The 18,822-nt window shown below is 61.1% G+C and carries 21 protein-coding genes; 18 read left to right on the forward strand and 3 right to left on the reverse strand.

Translation table 11 applies throughout. The features are described from left to right. Positions 1-24: 24 nt before the first annotated feature. From ACS4NR_RS23885 to gspM, 15 genes are all read left to right on the forward strand, one after another. Entirely contained in the window at positions 25-1,443 is a 1,419-nt protein-coding gene (locus tag ACS4NR_RS23885; protein ID WP_095138014.1) for an FAD-dependent oxidoreductase, read from the forward strand. 242 nt (positions 1,444-1,685) lie between these two features. Then, the gene (gene hemE / locus ACS4NR_RS23890) at positions 1,686-2,753 is read left to right on the forward strand and encodes a uroporphyrinogen decarboxylase (protein ID WP_007968321.1); all 1,068 of its coding nucleotides are present in this window, start codon (positions 1,686-1,688) and stop codon (positions 2,751-2,753) included. Between the two features lie 284 nt (positions 2,754-3,037). Further along, complete coding sequence (gene gbpA / locus ACS4NR_RS23895; protein ID WP_095138015.1) at positions 3,038-4,504, forward strand: N-acetylglucosamine-binding protein GbpA; 1,467 nt, start codon at positions 3,038-3,040, stop codon at positions 4,502-4,504. A gap of 75 nt (positions 4,505-4,579) precedes the next feature. Next, positions 4,580-5,128: a cytochrome b gene (locus ACS4NR_RS23900; RefSeq protein WP_095138016.1), complete on the forward strand. Its 549-nt coding sequence runs from the start codon at positions 4,580-4,582 to the stop codon at positions 5,126-5,128. A gap of 25 nt (positions 5,129-5,153) precedes the next feature. Next, a complete protein-coding gene (locus ACS4NR_RS23905; protein ID WP_456018489.1) occupies positions 5,154-5,642 on the forward strand; it encodes a type II secretion system protein N in 489 nt (162 codons plus the stop codon). Positions 5,643-5,650: 8 nt separating this feature from the next. Next, a complete protein-coding gene (gene gspD, locus ACS4NR_RS23910; protein WP_456018490.1) occupies positions 5,651-7,543 on the forward strand; it encodes a type II secretion system secretin GspD in 1,893 nt (630 codons plus the stop codon). Beyond that, complete coding sequence (gene gspE, locus ACS4NR_RS23915) at positions 7,540-9,012, forward strand: type II secretion system ATPase GspE (protein WP_456018491.1); 1,473 nt, start codon at positions 7,540-7,542, stop codon at positions 9,010-9,012. The genes gspD and gspE overlap by 4 nt, the downstream gene beginning before the upstream one ends. Positions 9,013-9,015: 3 nt before the next feature. Further along, positions 9,016-10,224: a type II secretion system inner membrane protein GspF gene (gene gspF, locus ACS4NR_RS23920; protein ID WP_456018492.1), complete on the forward strand. Its 1,209-nt coding sequence runs from the start codon at positions 9,016-9,018 to the stop codon at positions 10,222-10,224. A 3-nt stretch (positions 10,225-10,227) separates the two neighbouring features. Next, positions 10,228-10,686, forward strand: coding sequence for a type II secretion system major pseudopilin GspG (gene gspG / locus ACS4NR_RS23925; RefSeq protein WP_095138021.1), 459 nt, complete (start codon positions 10,228-10,230; stop codon positions 10,684-10,686). Then, the gene (gene gspH / locus ACS4NR_RS23930; RefSeq protein ID WP_456018493.1) at positions 10,686-11,153 is read left to right on the forward strand and encodes a type II secretion system minor pseudopilin GspH; all 468 of its coding nucleotides are present in this window, start codon (positions 10,686-10,688) and stop codon (positions 11,151-11,153) included. The genes gspG and gspH overlap by 1 nt, the downstream gene beginning before the upstream one ends. Next, a complete protein-coding gene (gspI, locus tag ACS4NR_RS23935) occupies positions 11,146-11,529 on the forward strand; it encodes a type II secretion system minor pseudopilin GspI (protein ID WP_456018494.1) in 384 nt (127 codons plus the stop codon). Before gspH ends, gspI begins: the two co-directional genes overlap by 8 nt. Beyond that, on the forward strand, positions 11,522-12,028 hold the full coding sequence (gene gspJ / locus ACS4NR_RS23940; RefSeq protein WP_166495952.1) for a type II secretion system minor pseudopilin GspJ: 507 nt from the start codon (positions 11,522-11,524) through the stop codon (positions 12,026-12,028). Before gspI ends, gspJ begins: the two co-directional genes overlap by 8 nt. Then, a complete protein-coding gene (locus ACS4NR_RS23945) occupies positions 12,025-12,873 on the forward strand; it encodes a general secretion pathway protein GspK (protein ID WP_456018495.1) in 849 nt (282 codons plus the stop codon). The genes gspJ and ACS4NR_RS23945 overlap by 4 nt, the downstream gene beginning before the upstream one ends. Continuing rightward, positions 12,870-13,964 carry a type II secretion system protein GspL gene (gspL, locus tag ACS4NR_RS23950; RefSeq protein WP_456018496.1) on the forward strand — a complete coding sequence of 365 codons (1,095 nt, stop codon included), beginning with the start codon at positions 12,870-12,872 and terminating at the stop codon, positions 13,962-13,964. Before ACS4NR_RS23945 ends, gspL begins: the two co-directional genes overlap by 4 nt. Beyond that, positions 13,961-14,407 carry a type II secretion system protein GspM gene (gene gspM / locus ACS4NR_RS23955; RefSeq protein ID WP_095138027.1) on the forward strand — a complete coding sequence of 149 codons (447 nt, stop codon included), beginning with the start codon at positions 13,961-13,963 and terminating at the stop codon, positions 14,405-14,407. Before gspL ends, gspM begins: the two co-directional genes overlap by 4 nt. Here gspM and ACS4NR_RS23960 read toward each other — a convergent pair. Then, positions 14,400-15,614 (reverse strand): MFS transporter, encoded by a 1,215-nt coding sequence (locus ACS4NR_RS23960; RefSeq protein ID WP_432214148.1) that lies wholly within the window; start codon positions 15,612-15,614, stop codon positions 14,400-14,402. The genes gspM and ACS4NR_RS23960 overlap by 8 nt on opposite strands. A gap of 178 nt (positions 15,615-15,792) precedes the next feature. Here ACS4NR_RS23960 and ACS4NR_RS23965 point away from each other — a divergent pair, with 178 nt between their 5' ends. Next, positions 15,793-16,695 carry a LysR family transcriptional regulator gene (locus ACS4NR_RS23965; protein ID WP_095138029.1) on the forward strand — a complete coding sequence of 301 codons (903 nt, stop codon included), beginning with the start codon at positions 15,793-15,795 and terminating at the stop codon, positions 16,693-16,695. Positions 16,696-16,798: 103 nt separating this feature from the next. Here the strand turns inward: ACS4NR_RS23965 and ACS4NR_RS23970 are convergent, their stop codons facing one another. Then, positions 16,799-17,236: an excinuclease gene (locus tag ACS4NR_RS23970; RefSeq protein WP_150369485.1), complete on the reverse strand. Its 438-nt coding sequence runs from the start codon at positions 17,234-17,236 to the stop codon at positions 16,799-16,801. A 117-nt stretch (positions 17,237-17,353) separates the two neighbouring features. Here ACS4NR_RS23970 and ACS4NR_RS23975 point away from each other — a divergent pair, with 117 nt between their 5' ends. Together ACS4NR_RS23975 and ACS4NR_RS23980 are read left to right on the forward strand one after the other, a co-directional pair. Next, on the forward strand, positions 17,354-17,659 hold the full coding sequence (locus ACS4NR_RS23975; RefSeq protein ID WP_456018497.1) for a type II toxin-antitoxin system RelE/ParE family toxin: 306 nt from the start codon (positions 17,354-17,356) through the stop codon (positions 17,657-17,659). Beyond that, entirely contained in the window at positions 17,656-17,943 is a 288-nt protein-coding gene (locus ACS4NR_RS23980) for an addiction module antidote protein (protein WP_007943750.1), read from the forward strand. The genes ACS4NR_RS23975 and ACS4NR_RS23980 overlap by 4 nt, the downstream gene beginning before the upstream one ends. Positions 17,944-18,000: 57 nt before the next feature. On the opposite strand, the gene ACS4NR_RS23985 is transcribed toward ACS4NR_RS23980, so the two are convergent. Further along, on the reverse strand, positions 18,001-18,804 hold the full coding sequence (locus ACS4NR_RS23985) for a hypothetical protein (RefSeq protein ID WP_166495959.1): 804 nt from the start codon (positions 18,802-18,804) through the stop codon (positions 18,001-18,003). Positions 18,805-18,822 lie beyond the last annotated feature (18 nt).

Raw genomic sequence — 18,822 nt, forward strand, 5'->3', positions numbered from 1 at the left:
GAAGAGTTTGATGAGGTTTTAACAATGGCTGAACGTCTGAATAACGACTTCCAGTTCATCGATGTCGGGCGCAAGGATCCGAAGAAGAAACTGTTGCGTCAACGCAAGAAAGAGTTCGTCGAGATCTACGAACCGTTCAAACCCCAGCAGTCGGCCGATCAGGCCCACCGCTGCCTGGGTTGCGGCAACCCGTATTGCGAATGGAAGTGCCCGGTGCACAACTTCATTCCCAACTGGCTGAAGCTGGTGGCCGAGGGCAACATCCTCCAGGCCGCCGAGCTGTCGCACCAGACCAACACCCTGCCGGAAGTCTGCGGCCGGGTGTGCCCGCAGGATCGGCTGTGCGAGGGTGCCTGCACCCTCAACGACGGCTTCGGCGCGGTGACCATCGGTTCGGTCGAGAAGTACATCACCGACACCGCATTCGCCATGGGCTGGCGCCCGGACATGTCCAAGGTCAAGCCGACCGGCAAGCGTGTCGCGATCATCGGTGCCGGCCCGGCGGGTCTGGGCTGTGCCGATGTGCTGGTGCGTGGCGGCGTGACCCCGGTGGTGTTCGACAAGAACCCGGAAATCGGCGGTCTGCTGACCTTCGGCATCCCCGAGTTCAAGCTAGAGAAGACTGTGCTGAGCAATCGTCGCGAAGTCTTCACCGGCATGGGCATCGAGTTCCGGCTCAATACCGAGGTCGGCAAGGACGTGACCATGGAGCACCTGCTCGCCGAATACGATGCGGTATTCATGGGTATGGGCACCTACACCTACATGAAGGGCGGTTTTGCCGGTGAGGATCTGCCGGGCGTTTATGACGCGCTGGACTTCCTGATTGCCAACGTCAACCGCAACCTGGGCTTTGAAAAGTCGCCGGAAGATTTCGTCGACATGAAAGGCAAGAAGGTCGTGGTGCTCGGCGGTGGCGACACGGCGATGGACTGCAACCGCACCTCGATCCGTCAGGGCGCCAAGTCGGTGACCTGCGCCTATCGTCGTGACGAAGCGAACATGCCCGGCTCGCGCAAAGAGGTGAAGAACGCCAAGGAAGAAGGCGTGAAATTCCTCTACAACCGCCAGCCGATCGCGATCGTCGGTGAAGACAAGGTCGAAGGCGTGAAGGTGGTCGAGACCCGTCTCGGCGAACCGGACGCCCGTGGCCGTCGCAGCCCCGAGCCGATCCCGGGCTCCGAAGAGATCATCCCGGCCGATGCAGTGGTCATCGCGTTCGGTTTCCGTCCAAGCCCGGCACCGTGGTTCGAACAGTTCGAAATCCAGACCGACAGCCAGGGCCGCGTCGTCGCGCCTGAGCAAGGTCAGTACAAGCACCAGACCAGCAACCCGAAAATCTTTGCCGGTGGCGACATGGTGCGCGGTTCCGACCTGGTGGTAACGGCGATCTTCGAAGGCCGCAATGCCGCCGAGGGGATCCTCGATTACCTGGGCGTCTGATTACATTTCAGCCTGAAATGCGATCAGAAATGTGGGAGTGGGCTTGCTCGCGAAGGCTTTGTATCAGTCACCCGATGTATTGACTGACACACCGCTTTCGCGAGCAAGCCCGCTCCCACATTGGTTTCTGTGCGCTCAATACAGCGCAACAAATTGACCCGATAGACAAAAGGCTGACCTGCATCCGTGCCTTTTGCGTCGCGCTCTGAGAAAATGCCCGCACTTTTTTTCCGGATGCCGACATGACTGCCCTGAAGAACGACCGTTTCCTCCGCGCCCTGCTCAAGCAACCCGTTGACGTCACCCCGGTGTGGATGATGCGCCAGGCCGGCCGCTACCTGCCGGAATACCGCGCCAGCCGTGCCCAGGCCGGTGATTTCATGAGCCTGTGCATGAATCCGGAATTCGCCTGCGAAGTCACCCTGCAGCCGCTCGACCGTTATCCACAACTGGATGCGGCGATCCTGTTTTCCGACATCCTCACCATCCCCGATGCCATGGGCCAGGGACTGTACTTCGAGACCGGTGAAGGTCCGCGCTTCAAGAAAGTCGTCAGCACTCTGGCCGACATCGAAGCGTTGCCGATCCCGGATCCACACAAAGACCTCGGCTACGTGATGGACGCGGTCAGCACCATCCGCCGCGAGCTGAACGGCCGTGTGCCGCTGATCGGCTTCTCCGGCAGCCCGTGGACTCTCGCTACTTACATGGTTGAGGGCGGCTCGTCGAAAGACTTCCGCAAGACCAAGGCGATGCTCTACGACAACCCGCAAGCCATGCACCTGCTGCTGGACAAGCTGGCGCAGTCGGTGACCTCGTACCTCAATGGCCAGATCCAGGCCGGCGCGCAAGCGGTGCAGATCTTCGATACCTGGGGTGGCAACCTGTCGGCGGCGGCGTATCAGGAGTTCTCCCTGGCCTACATGAAGAAAATCGTCAGCGGCCTGATCCGCGAGCACGACGGGCGCAAGGTGCCGGTGATCCTGTTCACCAAGAACGGCGGCCTGTGGCTGGAAAGCATCGCCGAAGCCGGTGCCGACGCACTGGGCCTGGACTGGACCTGCGACATCGGCAACGCCCGCGCCCGTGTCGGCGACAAGGTCGCGCTGCAAGGCAACATGGACCCGACCGTGCTCTACGCCAAACCTGAAGCGATCCGCACTGAAGTCGGTCGTATTCTGGCCAGCTATGGCAAAGGCAGTGGCCACGTGTTCAATCTGGGTCACGGCATCACCCCTGAGGTCGACCCGGAGCATGCCGGCGCATTCCTGCGTGCGGTGCATGAGTTGTCGGCGCAGTACCACGAATAACTTCGCAACATTTGCATAAATAAGCCTGTCCCGTGTTATGCGGGACAGGCTTTTTTTATGCTGCTTCAAATTTTAATTAATCATTTCCTGTTGTAAGAATTCTTTCCTTAGTTGTCGGATTAATTATTGCGGAGACTATTCCTGCTGCACCCGACGATTACTCCTACATAGAACTTTTCTCTATCCACGTAAGGTTTCAGGCATGTGCTCGGCATGGCGCTGAGTGCTGTAATAGAGCCTGGCGTCGGGCCGGGCTCGCTTATTAAGATATGCCTGGAATAACAATGAAAAAACCTACTTTTAAAAGAAGTGCGTCGACAACATGTGCTTCTTCGTTGATGTTGTTATCGGCCCTGTTGGGTTCTTCGGGCGCAGCGGCCCACGGTTATGTGGAGTTTCCGCCATCGCGCGCTTTTCTCTGTCAGAAGGGGGTGAACACCGCTTGTGGTCAAGCTCAGTATGAGCCGCAAAGTGTCGGTGAAACCTTCAAGGGCTTTCCGGCAGGCGTCGGCGGCGCACCCGGGCAAGGCCCGATTGACGGCAAAATCGCCAGCGGCGGCCACGAGCTGTTTTCTCCCATGGACGTGCAGTCCGCCACCCGTTGGCAGCTCACCGAGCTCAAAGAGCGCACTCTGGATTTCCAGTGGCATTACAAAGCTCCGCACCCTGTAGAAAAACACCAATATTTCATCACCCGTAATGGCTGGAACCCGAATGAATCGCTCAAACGCGCTTCGTTCGAGAGCACGCCTTTTTGCCAGGTCGAGGGTGATTTCCAGCTCCCGGTACCCGGCACCAAGCACCACTGCAGCATCCCCGAGGACAAAAACGGTCACCACGTGATCCTCGCAATCTGGAGCGTCGGCGATACCGCGGCGGCGTTCCACAGCGTCGCTGACGTGAACATCCTCGCAGAAGCCGTGCTGCCGGGTGGTTGGTCTGCCGTTGGCACCATTGCTGCTGCCACGCCGCTGCTGACCGGTGACAAGGTCAAGGCGCGCGCCTTCACCGCAGCGGGTGAAAGCGCGGCTTACAGCGTCGAAATCTCGATCGACAACGCTGAAGACGCCGAGCCGCAAAACTGGTCGTTCAAGCTCGCCCAGCAGATCAACCAGTCGCAGACCCTGATCCGCGCGGGTGTTCGCGATGAAAACGGCGACGTCGAAGCGATTCGTGGCACCAACACGCTGTACGCGCAAAAAGACAGCGGCGTCGTACGCTACGAAGTGCAACTGCTGATGAAAGAGGACACCGACGCGCGCATGGCGGTGACTTCGCAACAACCGGAATACGTGCTCGACAAAGGCCGAACCAAAGTCGATTTCAGCATGATGTCCAACCGCAAAATGAACGTTGAAGCCAACCTGTTCAACGACCAGAACAAGCTGGTGGGCACCACCACTGCTCAAGCCGACAGCGGTGTGACCTCGCTGGCCATGGACATTCGCAGCAACCCCGGCCCGCACACTCTGACCCTGGTGGGTACCACGCTGGATGGCCGCACCACCCGTCAGGACACCCAGCCGGTAAACGTCACGGGTGAAGGCGCGGGTGCCGATTACGACTTCCTGTTCCCTGAAGGACTGAGCGAATACACCGCCGGCACCAAGGTACTGCAAGCGAAAACCGATGAGGTGTTCGAGTGCAAACCGTTCCCGGCATCCGGCTATTGCAAGCAGTACACGCCTGAGGCGAATGCCTTTGAACCGGGCGTCGGCGAGCACTCGGATGTGGCGTGGAACAAGCTTTAAGGCCCGTTCTGCGTAATGGCGTCAGGCGGCCTGAAGGGGGCGTCTGACCGCTGGTGTTTTTCAGGGGCGATTCGAATGATGCTTCCAGTTTATTCCAAGCAACAAATGCTGCTGCATTGGGTGTCGGCAGCGGTGATCCTGTGGACGTTGGTCACCGGGTTCTATGTGGCCAACATTAACGTCGCCAATGACACCAAACAGTGGGTGGCCGGGGTCAATGTCTCGCTGACCACGCTGTTCATTCCAGTGTTTTGCTGGCGTCTGGTGTTGTTTGTCCGCCATCTGCGACATGAGCGCATGGCGCAGGTATCCCCGGGCAAAATGCTCGCCATGTTTGTCCATCGGCTGATCTATGTGCTGGTGGTGGTGGTGCTTTTGAGTGGCGTGTTGATGATGGATCGGCCGATCCCTGTATTCGGCCTGCTCGAGTTCCCTCAACCGCTGAACGATGTAGCGCTGACGGATGGCTTTTTCGTGCTGCACATCTGGGCCTGCACCGGCCTGGCCGTACTGGTCGCCATGCATATCGGCGCGGTGATCCTGCACGAGCTGCGGGGTTATCGCGTGTTGCGGCGCATGTCGTGGCGCTCGCGCATTCGTCAGGCGTGCGGACGTTCGGGATGAGCAACCGGTGAGGATCTTTTCATCATTGAGCCTGTGGGCGCTGCCGGTCGCATGTGCCGTGTTTCTTGCGTGGCAGGAGTGGGCATTTCGCCATGCGCAACGCCTGCCGCTGCCGGTCGCCGTACCGCTGCCGGCTGCGCCCGTGCCCGGGCCGTTGAACACCACGGCGGTGGCGACGGTATTCGGCCTCGCAACGCACACCGCACTTCAGCCAAGTGCCGAGTCGCTGACCCTGCAAGCGACGTTTGTCGCCGACAGTGGCCTGTCGAAAGCGTTGATCAGCACCGCACAAGGGGCGCGGTTGTATCGGGTTGGCGACGACTTGCCGAGCGGCAGCGTGTTGCGTCGGGTTGAAGCGCAGCACGTGGTGTTATGGAACAAGGGCCGGGAGGAATTATTACCTTTCGCGCGCCCTGCCAGCGCATTCCTCACGCACTTGTCAGCGCCCGCCGAGGCAAAACCCGCTGAGATTTCCGCACGTTTTCTACGCCCGCTCGTCGGGCACTCAGAGTGACCACATTGATGAACAGTTTGATTGGCGCGCAGGCCCTGCGCGTCTTGTTGGCTTGCGCCGTGCTGGCGACGCTGCTTCTCGGATACCCGGTGCACGCCGTGGAACAGCGCTGGCAGTTGGCGATGAATCAGGCCGAGTTGCGCGACATCGTCGAAGAAATCTCGGCGATCCTCGGCACCACCGTGGTGCTCGACCCGCGCGTGTCGGGCCGCGTCACCGTCATGTCCCGTCAGGCGCTGGATCGCGAAGGCGTACGGCGCTTGTTCTACTCGGTGCTGGACGCGCACAACTTCACCGTGATCGATGAGGGCGACCGCATCCTGATCACCCCGGTGGCTGACGTGAAAACCCGCGCCAGCCAATCTGCCGATACGCAAGCGACTCCGGCGCAATTCATTACCCGGGTCATTGAACTGAACACCAGCAGCGCTGCCGATCTGGCCGCGCTGCTCCGGCCATTGGTATCTGCCAACGGCTACTTCGGTCCGTCAGTGTCGGCCAACGCCCTGGTGATCACCGACACTCAGGCCAACGTTGAGCGCATCGCCCGCGTGGTGCGCCAACTCGACGCCGGGCAGCAAGATCAGCACGCCGTGGTGACGCTACGCTTTGCCCAGGCCAGTGATGTTGCCACCGTCATCGAGTCTTCTCTGGGCAAGCGCAATGCCGACTCGCCGATTCAGGTGCTGGCCGATGTCAGAACCAATCGACTGATTGTCATTGGCCCCGTTGTCGTACGTCAGCGTCTGACCGAGCTGATTCGCCAGCTCGATGTTCCGGCCACCGCCAGTCTCGACACTGCGCGGGTGATTCGTTTGCGCCACAGCGATGCCAGGCAATTGGCAGAAGTGCTGGAGAGCATGGGCCAGAATCGCAAGCAGCCAGTGGCCCTCGGCAGCGGCAAGGACGCGGCCGTGGCGACGCCGTTCATGCTCAAGGCCGACGAGAGCCAGAATGCGTTGGTGCTGATTGCCGATCCGGCTCAGGTCAGAACCATTGAAAATATCGTTCGCGAGCTGGATCAGCCTCGCGCGCAAGTGCTGATCCACGCCGCCATCGTGGAAATTTCCGGCGATATCGCTGACGCCGTGGGCGTGCAGTGGGGCTTGAGCACCGGTGATGCCAAGGGCTTTATCAACTTTCCCGGTACCGACATTCCCATCGTCGGCGGGCTGACGTTCGACGAGAAAATATCGGCGCCCGACGGCGCGATTCTGCAATTGGGCAGCGACCGTTTCGGCGCGTTGATTTCGGCCCTTGCGAGCAATACGCGGAGCAATCTGCTGTCCACGCCGAGCCTGCTGACCCTGGACAATCAGCAAGCGGAAATCATCGTCGGGCAGAACGTGCCGTTCAAGACCGGTTCGTACTCCACCAACAGCAGCGGTGCAGAGAATCCTTTCACCACGGTCGAGCGCAAGGATGTCGGCATCAGCCTGAAGATCAAACCCTACATCAACGAAGGCTCGACCCTGCGCCTGGAAGTCGAGCAGGAAGTCTCGGACATCGCGCCCTCGGTGTCGGGGATTGATTCCTCGGATCTGATCACCAACAAACGTGCCCTGAAAAGCACGATTCTTGCGGACGACGGCGAAATCATTGTGATCGGTGGGCTGATCCGCGACAGCGTGCGCACGCAGAAAAGCGGTGTGCCGTTGCTGCGCGACATTCCCTATCTCGGCGCGTTGTTTCGCTGGAGCCGCGACACCCAGACCAAAAGCAATCTGATGGTGTTTCTGCGTCCGACCATCGTGCGCAGTCGCGAGGATCTCTCCGGCATCAGCCAGCAGCGTTACGACACCTTGCGTGATCTGAGCCAGCCCAAAGCCGGGGAGAGCAACTCGCTGTTACTACCGGCCGAGGCGCGACATTTGTTTGAGCCGACAACGGTGGCGCCATGAGTGCTGCACTGGAAATCCTGCCATTCGGCTTCGCCCGGCGGTTTGGCGTGCTGCTGCACGGCACGGGCACGCAGGCCCGTCTGCTCATTCGCGGCGACACGTCGCTGACGGCGCTCGCCGAAGTGCGCCGGTTGTGCGCCCGCGAGTTGTCGATCGAGGTGCTTGCGCCGGAGCTGTTCGCTGAGCGACTGGCCGCGACCTATCGTGAAGGCCAGAGCGCCGCGCAACAGGTCGCGCAAGGGCTGGACGATGAACTTGATCTGCTCAGCCTCGCCGAGCAAGTGCCGCAGACCGCAGACCTGCTGGAGCAACAAGGCGATGCACCGGTGATTCGCCTGATCAATGCACTGCTCAGCGAAGCGGTGCGCGCGCAGGCCTCGGACGTGCATCTGGAAACCTTCGAGCAATACCTTTCGGTGCGTATGCGCGTCGACGGCCAGTTGCGCGAAATGCTCAGGCCAAGGCGCGAACTGGCAACGTTGCTGGTGTCGCGGATCAAGGTCATGGCGCGGCTGGATATCGCGGAAAAACGTGTGCCGCAGGATGGCCGGATTGCCCTGCGTCTGGCCGGCCACGAAGTCGATGTGCGGGTCTCGACGCTGCCGTCGGCGCACGGTGAACGCGTGGTGCTGCGCCTGCTCGACAAACAGGCCGGACGCCTGGAACTGCAAAGTCTGGGCATGCCGGATGACACCCTCGCCACGCTGCAACGACTGCTCGCCAGACCTCATGGCATTTTGTTGGTCACCGGGCCGACCGGCTCCGGCAAAACCACCAGCCTGTATGCCGCGTTGAGCAGCCTGAATGATCCGTCGCGCAACATTCTCACGGTCGAGGACCCGATTGAATATCACCTGCCGGGGATCGGCCAGATGCCGGTCAATCCGAAAGTCGAGATGACCTTTGCACGCGGTTTGCGCGCCATTCTGCGTCAGGATCCGGACGTGGTGATGGTCGGTGAAATCCGTGATTGCGAGACAGCGCAGATCGCCGTCCAGGCTTCGTTGACCGGACATCTGGTGTTGTCGACATTGCACACCAATCACGCCGTCGGCGCGGTGACGCGCCTGGTCGACATGGGCGTGGATGCGTATTTGCTGGCCTCGTCGCTGGTCGGTGTTCTCGCGCAACGCTTGTTGCGCACTCTGTGTGTGCACTGCAAGACAGCGTATGTCGCCGATGCGGCGACCTGCCAGCGGTTGGGGCTTGAGCCCCTGGCGGCGCCGCCACTGTTTCGTGCGCAGGGCTGTGAGCATTGTCAGCATGGCTATCGGGGACGCATCGGCATCTACGAATTGATCAGCATCACCGATGCGGTTGCCGCGCTGATTCATCAGGGGGCCAGTGAGCGCGAACTGACCGACGCCACGCGTAAGGAGTCGCGAAGTCTGTTTCAGGCTGCTCGACAACGGGTGCTCGATGGCGTCACCAGCGTCGATGAGTGGCTGCGCGTGACGCAGGAGGACTAGCCGATGCCGACCTTCGATTACCGCGCCGACAACGCTCAGGGTCATCGCTGCCGTGGCCAACTCGAAGCGGAGAATTCCCGGCATGCGCGACAGCAGTTGCGTGAGCGAGGGCTGTGGCCATTACAGCTCAAGGAACTGCGCGGCCATGGCGACGGCCACGGAGCACGGCGCGCCGGCCGCCTGAGCGCTGGCGATCTGGCACTGCTGACGCTGCAATTGTCGACGCTGGTGCAGGCCGGTCTGCCGCTGGAGGAAGCGCTGGAAGTGGTCGCCCGTCAAACCGCCAGGCGACGCGTGGCCGGACTGCTGTGGGCAGTGCGCGGACGAGTCATGGAAGGGCATGCGCTGGCCGTCGCGTTAGGCCGCTTTCCGGCGGCTTTTCCCGAGTTGTACCGGGCCACTGTGGCGGCGGGTGAACGCTCCGGTCATCTCGGGCATGTGCTTGAGCAACTGGCCGCTTACACCCAGGCGCGGCAGGCATCGCGGCAAAGGATCCAGATGGCACTGATCTATCCGGCGATTCTGATGTTCGCGAGCGTGGTCATCGTCGCTTTTCTGCTGGGCTATGTGGTGCCGGACGTCGTGAAAATTTTCATCGACAGCGGCCAGCCGCTGCCATGGCTGACCCGCGCTCTGATCAGTCTCAGCGACGGTGTACGCCAGACTGGTCTGCTGTTTGCGGGCGGTGGTCTGGCGCTGCTTGGCAGCTGGCGCTGGAGTTTGCGTCAGCCCATCTGGCGGCTGCGCTGGCATGCGCTGGTGTTGAACATGCCGCTGATCGGCGCGTTGCTGCGTGCCATGGAAGCGGCGCGGTTTGCCAGCACGTTGGCGATTCTGGGCAAGAGCGCGGTGCCCTTGGTCGATGCGCTGGAAATCGCCGCTGCCGTCATCGGTAACCGGACCATTCGTGCACGCATGAGCGCGGTCGCGCGCGCGGTGCGCGAAGGCTCGACCCTGACCCGCAGCCTGGAACGTAGCGGCGATATCCCGCCGATGATGCTGCACATGATTGCCAGCGGTGAGCGCGCCGGTGAACTCGACGCGATGCTCGGCCGTGCCGCCGAACAACAGGAAGCCAGCCTCGCCGCACGCATCGCGTTGATGGTGAGTCTGTTCGAGCCGGCGATGCTGCTGGTGATGGGCACTGTGGTGTTGCTGATCGTCCTGGCCATCCTCCTTCCGATCCTCAGTCTCAACCAATTGGTGAATTGATCCATGGCTCTTCTGCACAGAAACACAGCGGCCGCGCAGCGCGGTTTCACCCTCATCGAAATCATGGTCGTGGTGGTCATCATCGGCATTCTCGGCGCGATTGTCGTGCCGCAATTCATGAGCCGGCCGGATCAGGCGAAGACCACCGCGGCGAAGATCGACATTCAGGCAATTGCCACGGCGCTGGAGATGTATCGGCTGGACAACGCGCGTTACCCCACCACGCAGCAGGGCCTGGAAGCGCTGGTTAAACGCCCGACCGGCACACCGGTGGCGCGCAACTGGAACCCTGCCGGTTACCTGAAAAGTCTGGCGCGTGATCCGTGGGGCACGCCGTATCAATACCTCAACCCTGGCACGCGCTCAGTGGGCGGCGGTTACGACTTGTATTCATTGGGCTCCGATGGCGTCAGTGGCGGGGAAGGTCACGCCGCCGACATCGGCAACTGGACCGTCGACTGATGCGCCAGCGTTGCCGGGGTTTCACCTTGCTGGAATTGATGGTGGTCATGTTGCTGATCGGCATGCTGCTGGGCATGGTCAGCCTGGTCGGCGGGAATAATCCGGCGCAAGTGGCGCGACAGGAGGCGAGCCGGATTGCGCGGATGATCGAGCAGTTTCGCGAACGCGCGGTGCTTGAGGGACGGGAATTTGGCGTGGGTTTCAGCCTTGAGGGCTATCGCGTTCTGCAGCTCGACGCGCAAGGCTGGCAGCCGTTGACGGCCCTGCAGCAATGGCCGGCGGATCTGCATGCGCAGCTTGTGCTGGATGGTCTGCCGGTGCGTTTGCTGAACAGCGCACCGGCTCCGCAATTATTGATGCTCAGCAGTGATGAAATCAGCGCATTCAGCTTGTTGCTGGCAAGTCGCGAGCGGGTCTGGGCCGGTCTGGCGTCGGATGGCTTGAGTGAGGTAACGCTCGATGAATAAGCGAGCGATGGTCAGGCGGATGCAAGGTTTCACGTTGCTGGAAGTCATGGTGGCGCTGGCAATTTTCGCGGTGCTGGCGGCGTCCCTGTTATCGGCAAGCCGTTACGTGGTGCAGCAGAGCGGTGCGGCTGAGCAGCGTCTGTTTGCAGCATGGCTGGCGGATAACCGGCTCAGCGAACTGCGCCTGCAAAGCGCCTGGGTCAGCGGGCAACAGCAGCAGATCGTGCGCATGGATCGTCGTGACTGGCGCCTGCGTCAGCACTTGCGCGAAGTCGATACAGCGGGGCAGTTTTCGGTGGAGCTGGAAGTCAGTCTGGCCGACAGCGATCAGCCGCTCTATCGAACAATGGCTCGGTTGCACAGTCGTCATGACTGACCAACGCGGTTTCACCTTGCTGGAACTGATCATCGCGCTGGCGATTTTCGCCGTGCTTGGTCTTGCCAGTTGGGGCCTGTTTGACAGCGTGTTGCGCGTGCAGCAAGCGACGGCCGACCACGAACGCGGGTTCAGAAGTCTGCAACGGGCGGTGGCGGCGATCGAGCGTGACCTGTTGCAGGTCACCGGGCAGCCCCTGGTCTTGAATGCCGGGCAGCTGCGTGTGCAACGCAGCAACTGGCGCAATCCGCTGGATCAACCGCGTAGCGAACGCCAGGAACTGACCTATCGCCTGCACGACGGCGTGCTGTGGCGCGAAAGCCGCGCCGAGGGGGCGCTGACTGTCCAGCGGCAGAAACTGCTGGATGAGGTGATTGATCTGCGATGGCGAATGATCGAGGCCTCTGCGGGTACACCTTTGGCGCTGGAGCTGCAGGTGTCGACTCGGCGCTATGAGGCGATTCGCCGGGTGTGGTTGTTGCCGGGAGCCTTGTCATGAAGCGTCGGCAACAAGGGCTGGCGCTGATCAGCGTGATGTTGGTGTTGAGCCTGGCCTTGCTGATCACCAGTGGCCTGTTGCGCAGCCACCGACTGTCCTTGCAGAGCAGCGCGCAGCAGCTGCAGACCCTGCACCTGCGCCAATTGGCAGAGGCCGGAGAAGCCTGGGCGCTGCGGCGTTTGCATCGGGCTGTGGTGAATCAGCAAAGCCACGCCGAGATGCTTCGCGACTGGCCCCGAATCATTCCCGGACTCGATAGCGATCAGGCGCAGGTCGAGGTGCAAATCGAGGACCTGTCGGCGCGGTTCAATCTCAACGCATTGCTGCGCCAGGGCCAGATCGAGGTGGTGACGCTGGAGCGCTGGGCGAGGTTGCTCGAATTGCTGGAGCTGCCCGCGCTGCAACCGAATCAGGTCGGCGCGTTGTCCGAAGTGAGCCAGTTGCGTCTACTGCCGGGTTTTGATGCGACCACGCTGCGCCGCCTGGAACCGTGGGTAGCGCTGCTGCCCACGGATGCGACGCTGAATATCAACACCGCACCGGCGCTGTTGCTGCGCGTGCTGGAAATCGAGTCCGCCACCGCCGATGCGCTGGTTCGCCAGCGCTCGGCGCAGCCTTGGCCCGCTGTTCAAGCATTCGGCACCGATCCACTGATTGCCGATGCCGGGGTCAACACGCATGGACTCGGTGTCGACAGCCGCTGGCACCGCCTGACTGTGCGCGTCGTGCAAGACCAGCAGGTGCTGACGCTGAGCACCGACATCGAGTACATCGCGAAAACAGCCCGACTGACAGTCCTGCAACGCCGTTTACTTCCCTCCCGCGGCAACGAGATAACGCAATGAAAAACTGGCTTTACCTGACCGCCGAAGGGCTTGCGGACATGTCGTCCGACTGGCCTTGTTGTCTCTGGTCGCACACCAGCGAGCGGTTAACAATGCCGCTGCATCAAGCGGCCCAAGTGCTGCACGGGCAAAAAATCGACTTGCTACTGCCCATCGAATCCTGCAGTTGGTTGCGCAGTGAACCCTGGCCCGGCCGCCGTGCGCCCGCCGCGCAGGCCCTCGCGTTTGCGGTGGAAGAGCAGCTTGGCGAAGCGCTGGACAAGGTGCACTTGAGCGTCGGTCAAGCGGATGCCGAGCGACGTTATCCGCTGATCGTCATCGCTCGTGAGCGCTTGGCGGCGGTGTTGTCGCTGCTCACCGAAAATGGCCTGCAGGTGCGCTCGGTGTTCGTTGATGCCGATTTGCTGCCCACGGATCAGCCGATCGCTACCCGATGGTTCGGGCGATGGCTATTGGGTGGAGCGTTGCCGGCCCGGCTCGCGTTGACGGAGGAAGGTTTGCTGGCGCTGAAGAGTGTGTTGCCCGAGGACATGCTCTGGCGTGATGAGCCGGATGAACAGGCATGGCTGACGGAGGGTTTTTGTCAGGCGATCAACCTGCGACATGGCGAATTTGCTCCCCGAAACTCACCGCTGCCGTGGCGTGCCTTATCGGCGGTGGTGCTGATCCTGTTGTTGCTGGGCGCGGGCGCCAGTGAAACGCGGATACGTTTCCTCGATGGCGAAACACGGCGCCTGGCGCAGATCAATGACCAGCGCTTCAATACGCTGTATCCACAACACGCGCAAATCGTTGGCCTGACCGCGCAGATCGAGGCGATTCAGAGTGTGCCTGCGCAGTCGCGCGATACGCGCATTGCAGCGCTGGTCAGGTTGGTCGAACAAGTGATTGGGGCCAGTCAGGTTGAGGTCAGGCGCATTGAATATGAGCAAGCCAATGGCTGGAAAGTGCAACTGACGGCAAACAGCTTTGCCGAGCTTGAGCGCCTGCGTGAGCGCGGTCGCCAGCAAGGTTTGACGATCAGGATCGATGGCGCCAGCAAGATGGTCGACCGGGTGACGGCAACGCTGACCTGGGAGGATGACGTATGAACACCGACGTTCACATCAAGCGATGGCGACGCCTCTCGCAGCGTGAGCGTGGCCTGCTTGTGCTGCTGATCGCCGGGCTGCTCGGCGGCGCGCTATTTTTTTGCATCTGGCAACCGGCGATGCAACGGCTGGACGCGGCCGAGCATCGGTATCGCCAGCAACAGCATTTCGCCGTGCAGCTGGAGCGCGCTCAACCGCAGAGCCGATCGTTGTCCGATGCCAGTCAGCCGTTGTCCTTGCGGATCAGCGAGAGCCTCGTTACGGCAGGGCTTGAGGTGCAGCAGATGGACAGCGATAACGAGCAGATTCGCCTGACCCTTAGCGGCCAGCCCGAGCCACTGCTGCGCTGGCTGGACAGGCTTGAGCGGGACGACGTCTTGTTGCAGTCACTGACGCTGGAGCCGCGCGACACGCTGATCGAGGCGCGGCTGCAGCTCAGATAGTCGCGCCGGTCAGAGGTGGCAACTTCGCCAGTTTCAACGCCACCAGCAGTGCCACCAGCAACAGCGCACCAATGAACAGGCCAATCCCGTTCCAGCCTCCCAAGTGCCAGAACACCCCGCCCGCCGTCCCGGCGATGCTGGAGCCTGCGTAGTAGCTGAACAGGTACAGCGAAGACGCCTGGCCCTTGGCCTTGGTCGCGCGCCGGCCGATCCAGCTGCTTGCCACCGAGTGCGCACCGAAAAAGCCGAAGGTGAAGATCAACATGCCGACGATCACCAGCAACAGCGGCGTGAACATAGTCAGTGCAAGGCCGGCGAACATCAGTGCGATGGTTGCCCACAGCACTTTGCGCCGCCCCAGTTTGTCCGCCAGCGAACCGATTTTCGCCGAGCTGTAGATACCCGACAGGTACACCACCGACAGCAAACCGACGAACACCTGATCGAGGTTGTACGGCGCGGCGAGCAGACGATAGCCGATGTAGTTGAAAAGAGTGACGAAGGCGCCCATCAGCACGAACGCTTCAAGAAACAGCAGCGGCAGGCCGGCGTCGCGAAAGTGCATGGTGAAGCCATCGAGCAGGCTGCGTGGGTGCAGCGAGCGTGAGCGGAAGTTGCGCGATTCGGGGAGGATTTTCCAGAACACCGCCGCCGCGACCAGTGCCAGACCGCCGATCACCAGCATCGCCGTGTGCCAGCTGACAAAGTCGATCAACACCCCGGTGATCAACCGCCCGCTCATCCCGCCAATCGCGTTGCCACCGATGTACAGGCCCATCGCCAGACCGATGTGCTGCGGGTGGATTTCCTCGCTCAGGTAAGTCATCGCCACGGCCGCCAGGCCGCTCAGCGACAGCCCGATCAGCGCGCGCATGATCAGCACGCCCTGCCAGCTAGGCATCATCGAGCTGGCGATGGTGCACAGCGCGGCGGCGAACAACGCTGCGACCATCACCGGCTTGCGTCCGACCCGGTCGGAAATCGGCCCGGTGATCAGTAGTCCGATGGCGAGCATGCCGGTCGCCACCGACAGAATCAGGCTGCTCTGCGCCGCGTTGATTCCATACTCGTTGGACAGCAGCGGCATCATCGGTTGCACGCAATACAGCAGGGCAAAGGTCGCAAAGCCGCCGCTGAACAGCGCGAGCACCGTGCGCATGAACATCGGCGTGCCTTTTTCGATGTAGATCTCCTGCAGCTCGGCGATGACATCGTCCGCCGTGGCAGGCGGAACTTCATGGGCAAGAGGGGCGGCGGCGGTTTTCACATCAGACCTCGGAGAGCACGGCCAGGCAGGCAATGAAAAAATCATATAGCTGGCTAATGTTTCTATCCAATATATTGTTCGACCTGTTTGATAGCTTTAACGACCTAATGGGGTTTCCATGGAATTGCGTCATCTGCGCTACTTCATCGCCGTCGCCGAAGAACTGCATTTCGGCCGCGCCGCACAGGTGCTGGGTATTTCCCAGCCACCGCTGAGTCAGCAGATTCAGGCGCTGGAGCAAGAGGTCGGCGCGCGGTTGTTCGAACGCACCAATCGTCGGGTCGAGCTGAGTGAGGCTGGCCGATTGTTTCTGGAGGAGGCGCGACTGGTGCTGGCGCAGGTCGACAAAGCGGCGGACGTCGCCCGGCGTGCACAACTCGGCGAACTCGGCGAATTGAAGATTGGCTTCACCTCGTCGGCCCCGTTCAACTCGACCATCCCCCAGGCGATTTTTTCTTTTCGCCAGCGTTTCCCGGCAGTGCACCTGAACCTGCGGGAGATGAGCAGCACCATGGTCGCGGATGCGCTGGTGGATCAGTCGATCGAAGTCGGGATCATGCGCCCGCTGGGCCTGCCGGATTCGCTGAGTGTGGTGGAGCTGATGCGTGAGCCGCTGGTGGCGGTGCTCGGCTCCAAACATCCGTTGGCGCAAGGCAGCGAGGAAGGCCTGTTCCTCTCGGCGCTGGCGCTGGAGCCGTTTGTGTTCTTTCCACGCAGCTACGGCAGCGGGCTGTATGCGCAACTACTCAGTCTGGCCCGCGATGCCGGGTTCAGCCCGCACTTCGCCCAGGAGGCCGGGGAAGCGATGACCATCATCGGACTGGTCGCAGCGGGGCTGGGGGTTTCGGTGTTGCCGGCGTCGTATCAGCGGATGCGCATTGACGGTGTGGTCTATCGACCACTGCTTGATCCGGAGGCGGTGTCGGCGGTGTGGCTGGTGCAGCGCAAGGATCAGAAATCGCCGATGGCCAAGGCGTTTGTCGAACTGCTTACACGCAAGGTCGAACCTTCATCAGTGTGATGCCTGCCGGCCTCTTCGCGAGCAAGCCCGCTCCCACCCTGGAATACGTTCCCCTGTGGGAGCGGGCTTGCTCGCAAAGGCGCCCGCCCAAACACCACACCTCTCAGGGCAACCGCACCAGATCCCCCTTCAACGCCACCCGCGTCACAAACACCCCCGCACGGCACTCATAGGTATTCAAATCCTTGCGCACATGCTGGTCGTAATAACTGACGATGTTGACCACCGCATTCGCCCCGACCCGTTTGGCATCGGCCTGCAACTTGATCAGGTTCGACTGCAGCACCCACTCGCAGGAATCGTGATCACTCTTGTTGAAGCCGTTGGTCTTCAGATCACTGACCACATCCCGGCGCAACAAGCGCTGCGTGCCCTGCGGCCCATTGCCGATCAGATAGAACTTCACACTGCCATCCAGCCGCCCGGCGCGGATCGCATCCGAGAGCACGGTTTCGAACGGCATGTACATCAGGTTGGTGGCGTGGCTGGCGATGGGCAATAGCCCGAGGAGTGCGGCGGCGATCAGGGCTTTCACTTGCATGGTCATCTCCTTGACTTTGCGAGTCAGCATTCAACGATTTAACGAGTGTAGACACCGTACGTCGGTGCAGAAAAAACCATCTGGAACATGTGTAGCTCAAGGGCTACACTTCCGAGCATGCCCGAGATTATTCGAAGTTCAACATTCTCCTGCTGGCTTTTGAAGCTGGCTGACAGCCGCGCCAGGATGCGTATTCAGGTGCGCATTGATCGTATGGCCGATGGGAATTTTGGTGATGTCAAAGCCGTCGGTGAGGGGCTCAGCGAAGTCAGAATTGACTATGGCCCCGGATATCGAGTCTATTTCATGCAACAAGGTCGGCAAGTGGTCATCCTCCTTTGTGGTGGAGACAAGAGCAGCCAACCCCGAGATATCAAGCAAGCCAAGCTCATCGCGGAGTCTTGGCAGGAGCAAAACCCATGACCGAACAATTCACTCGTTGGGACTCAGCCGAGTACCTCAAGACAGAAGAGGACATGGCCAATTATTTGGATGCCTGCATGGAGGAGGCTGGAGATGATCCTGCCTTTATCGCCAAGGCACTGGGCACCATTGCGAGAGCGCGAGGAATGACCCAAGTCGCACGTGACGCCGGGCTGTCTCGAGAAAGTCTCTACCGTGCACTGTCAGGTGAAGGAAATCCTGAGTTTGGAACGATTCTGAAAGTGGTAAAGGCGTTGGGCTTGAAGTTACATGCCAGCACTTGAGCTGAACAGAACAGCAAAGGGCGCCGCAGGGCGCCCTTTGTCGTTTCTACAGTTCAATCAATCCACGTGCGCAAGGTCTCCGCGCAACGCCACGCTCGACACCACCAGGCCCGCACGGCACTGGAATTTCTCGGTGTCTTTGTACAGGTCGCGCTGGTCGACGCTGGCGATGTTGATCACCGCGTTGGCGTCGGCTTTTTTCGCGGCGTTCTGCAGGGTCGCGAGGGCCGATTGCAGGGCCCAGAAGCAGGCGTCGGTGTCGGATTTGTTCGAGCCGTTGGTTTTGCGGCTGCTGCTCACGGTGTCGAGTTTGCGCACCTGTTTTGGCAGGGTTTCGCCGGCCAGGTAGAACTTCACGCTGCCGTCCAGCAGGCCGGCGTCGGTGGCGCGTTTGACGCCCTCGCGAAAGCTCAGGTAAGTCGGCTCGTCGGCGCCTTGCTTGACGATGCCCAGGTCGTTGACGAACTCGATGTCCGGGTTGATCGACAGTTCCTTGAGCACGTTGTCGCGCAGGCGGTTGACCCAGCGGTTGTAGTTGCCGTGGATCTTGCCGTCCTTGGCGTCGAGGCCGTAGCTGCTGCGGTAGTCGATTTCAAACGAGGTCGGGCTGAACGGGATGTCGACTTCGGCGTGATGACGGCCGCGTACGGTAATCGCCGCTTTGATCATGCCCGGTCGCACCGACTGCACCACCCACTGGCGATCATTGAGTGCGGTGACGATGGCGCGGCTCATCTGCGCCTGGGTGAAGCCGAGGTTGGGCGAGAATTCTTCCTTGGCGTTGTAAACCGGTTTGCTGGTGCAACCGCCGAGCACAAAGGCCAGGGCCAGCAGGGCGGCGATGCGGTGAAACTGAGTCATTCCCTTCACTCCAAACGT

Source organism: Pseudomonas sp. JQ36, from assembly GCF_053851495.1.

Coding starts and splice junctions, on each gene's coding strand:
- gspF (WP_456018492.1), top strand. CDS start 9,016: ATGCCGACCTTCGATTACCGCGCCGACAACGCTCAGGGTCATCGCTGC.
- gspG (WP_095138021.1), top strand. CDS start 10,228: ATGGCTCTTCTGCACAGAAACACAGCGGCCGCGCAGCGCGGTTTCACC.
- ACS4NR_RS23900 (WP_095138016.1), top strand. CDS start 4,580: ATGATGCTTCCAGTTTATTCCAAGCAACAAATGCTGCTGCATTGGGTG.
- ACS4NR_RS23975 (WP_456018497.1), top strand. CDS start 17,354: ATGCCCGAGATTATTCGAAGTTCAACATTCTCCTGCTGGCTTTTGAAG.
- gspL (WP_456018496.1), top strand. CDS start 12,870: ATGAAAAACTGGCTTTACCTGACCGCCGAAGGGCTTGCGGACATGTCG.
- gspE (WP_456018491.1), top strand. CDS start 7,540: ATGAGTGCTGCACTGGAAATCCTGCCATTCGGCTTCGCCCGGCGGTTT.
- gbpA (WP_095138015.1), top strand. CDS start 3,038: ATGAAAAAACCTACTTTTAAAAGAAGTGCGTCGACAACATGTGCTTCT.
- ACS4NR_RS23885 (WP_095138014.1), top strand. CDS start 25: ATGGCTGAACGTCTGAATAACGACTTCCAGTTCATCGATGTCGGGCGC.
- ACS4NR_RS23945 (WP_456018495.1), top strand. CDS start 12,025: ATGAAGCGTCGGCAACAAGGGCTGGCGCTGATCAGCGTGATGTTGGTG.
- ACS4NR_RS23965 (WP_095138029.1), top strand. CDS start 15,793: ATGGAATTGCGTCATCTGCGCTACTTCATCGCCGTCGCCGAAGAACTG.
- gspM (WP_095138027.1), top strand. CDS start 13,961: ATGAACACCGACGTTCACATCAAGCGATGGCGACGCCTCTCGCAGCGT.
- ACS4NR_RS23970 (WP_150369485.1), bottom strand. CDS start 17,236: ATGCAAGTGAAAGCCCTGATCGCCGCCGCACTCCTCGGGCTATTGCCC.
- gspJ (WP_166495952.1), top strand. CDS start 11,522: ATGACTGACCAACGCGGTTTCACCTTGCTGGAACTGATCATCGCGCTG.
- ACS4NR_RS23980 (WP_007943750.1), top strand. CDS start 17,656: ATGACCGAACAATTCACTCGTTGGGACTCAGCCGAGTACCTCAAGACA.
- gspD (WP_456018490.1), top strand. CDS start 5,651: ATGAACAGTTTGATTGGCGCGCAGGCCCTGCGCGTCTTGTTGGCTTGC.
- gspH (WP_456018493.1), top strand. CDS start 10,686: ATGCGCCAGCGTTGCCGGGGTTTCACCTTGCTGGAATTGATGGTGGTC.
- ACS4NR_RS23985 (WP_166495959.1), bottom strand. CDS start 18,804: ATGACTCAGTTTCACCGCATCGCCGCCCTGCTGGCCCTGGCCTTTGTG.
- hemE (WP_007968321.1), top strand. CDS start 1,686: ATGACTGCCCTGAAGAACGACCGTTTCCTCCGCGCCCTGCTCAAGCAA.
- gspI (WP_456018494.1), top strand. CDS start 11,146: ATGAATAAGCGAGCGATGGTCAGGCGGATGCAAGGTTTCACGTTGCTG.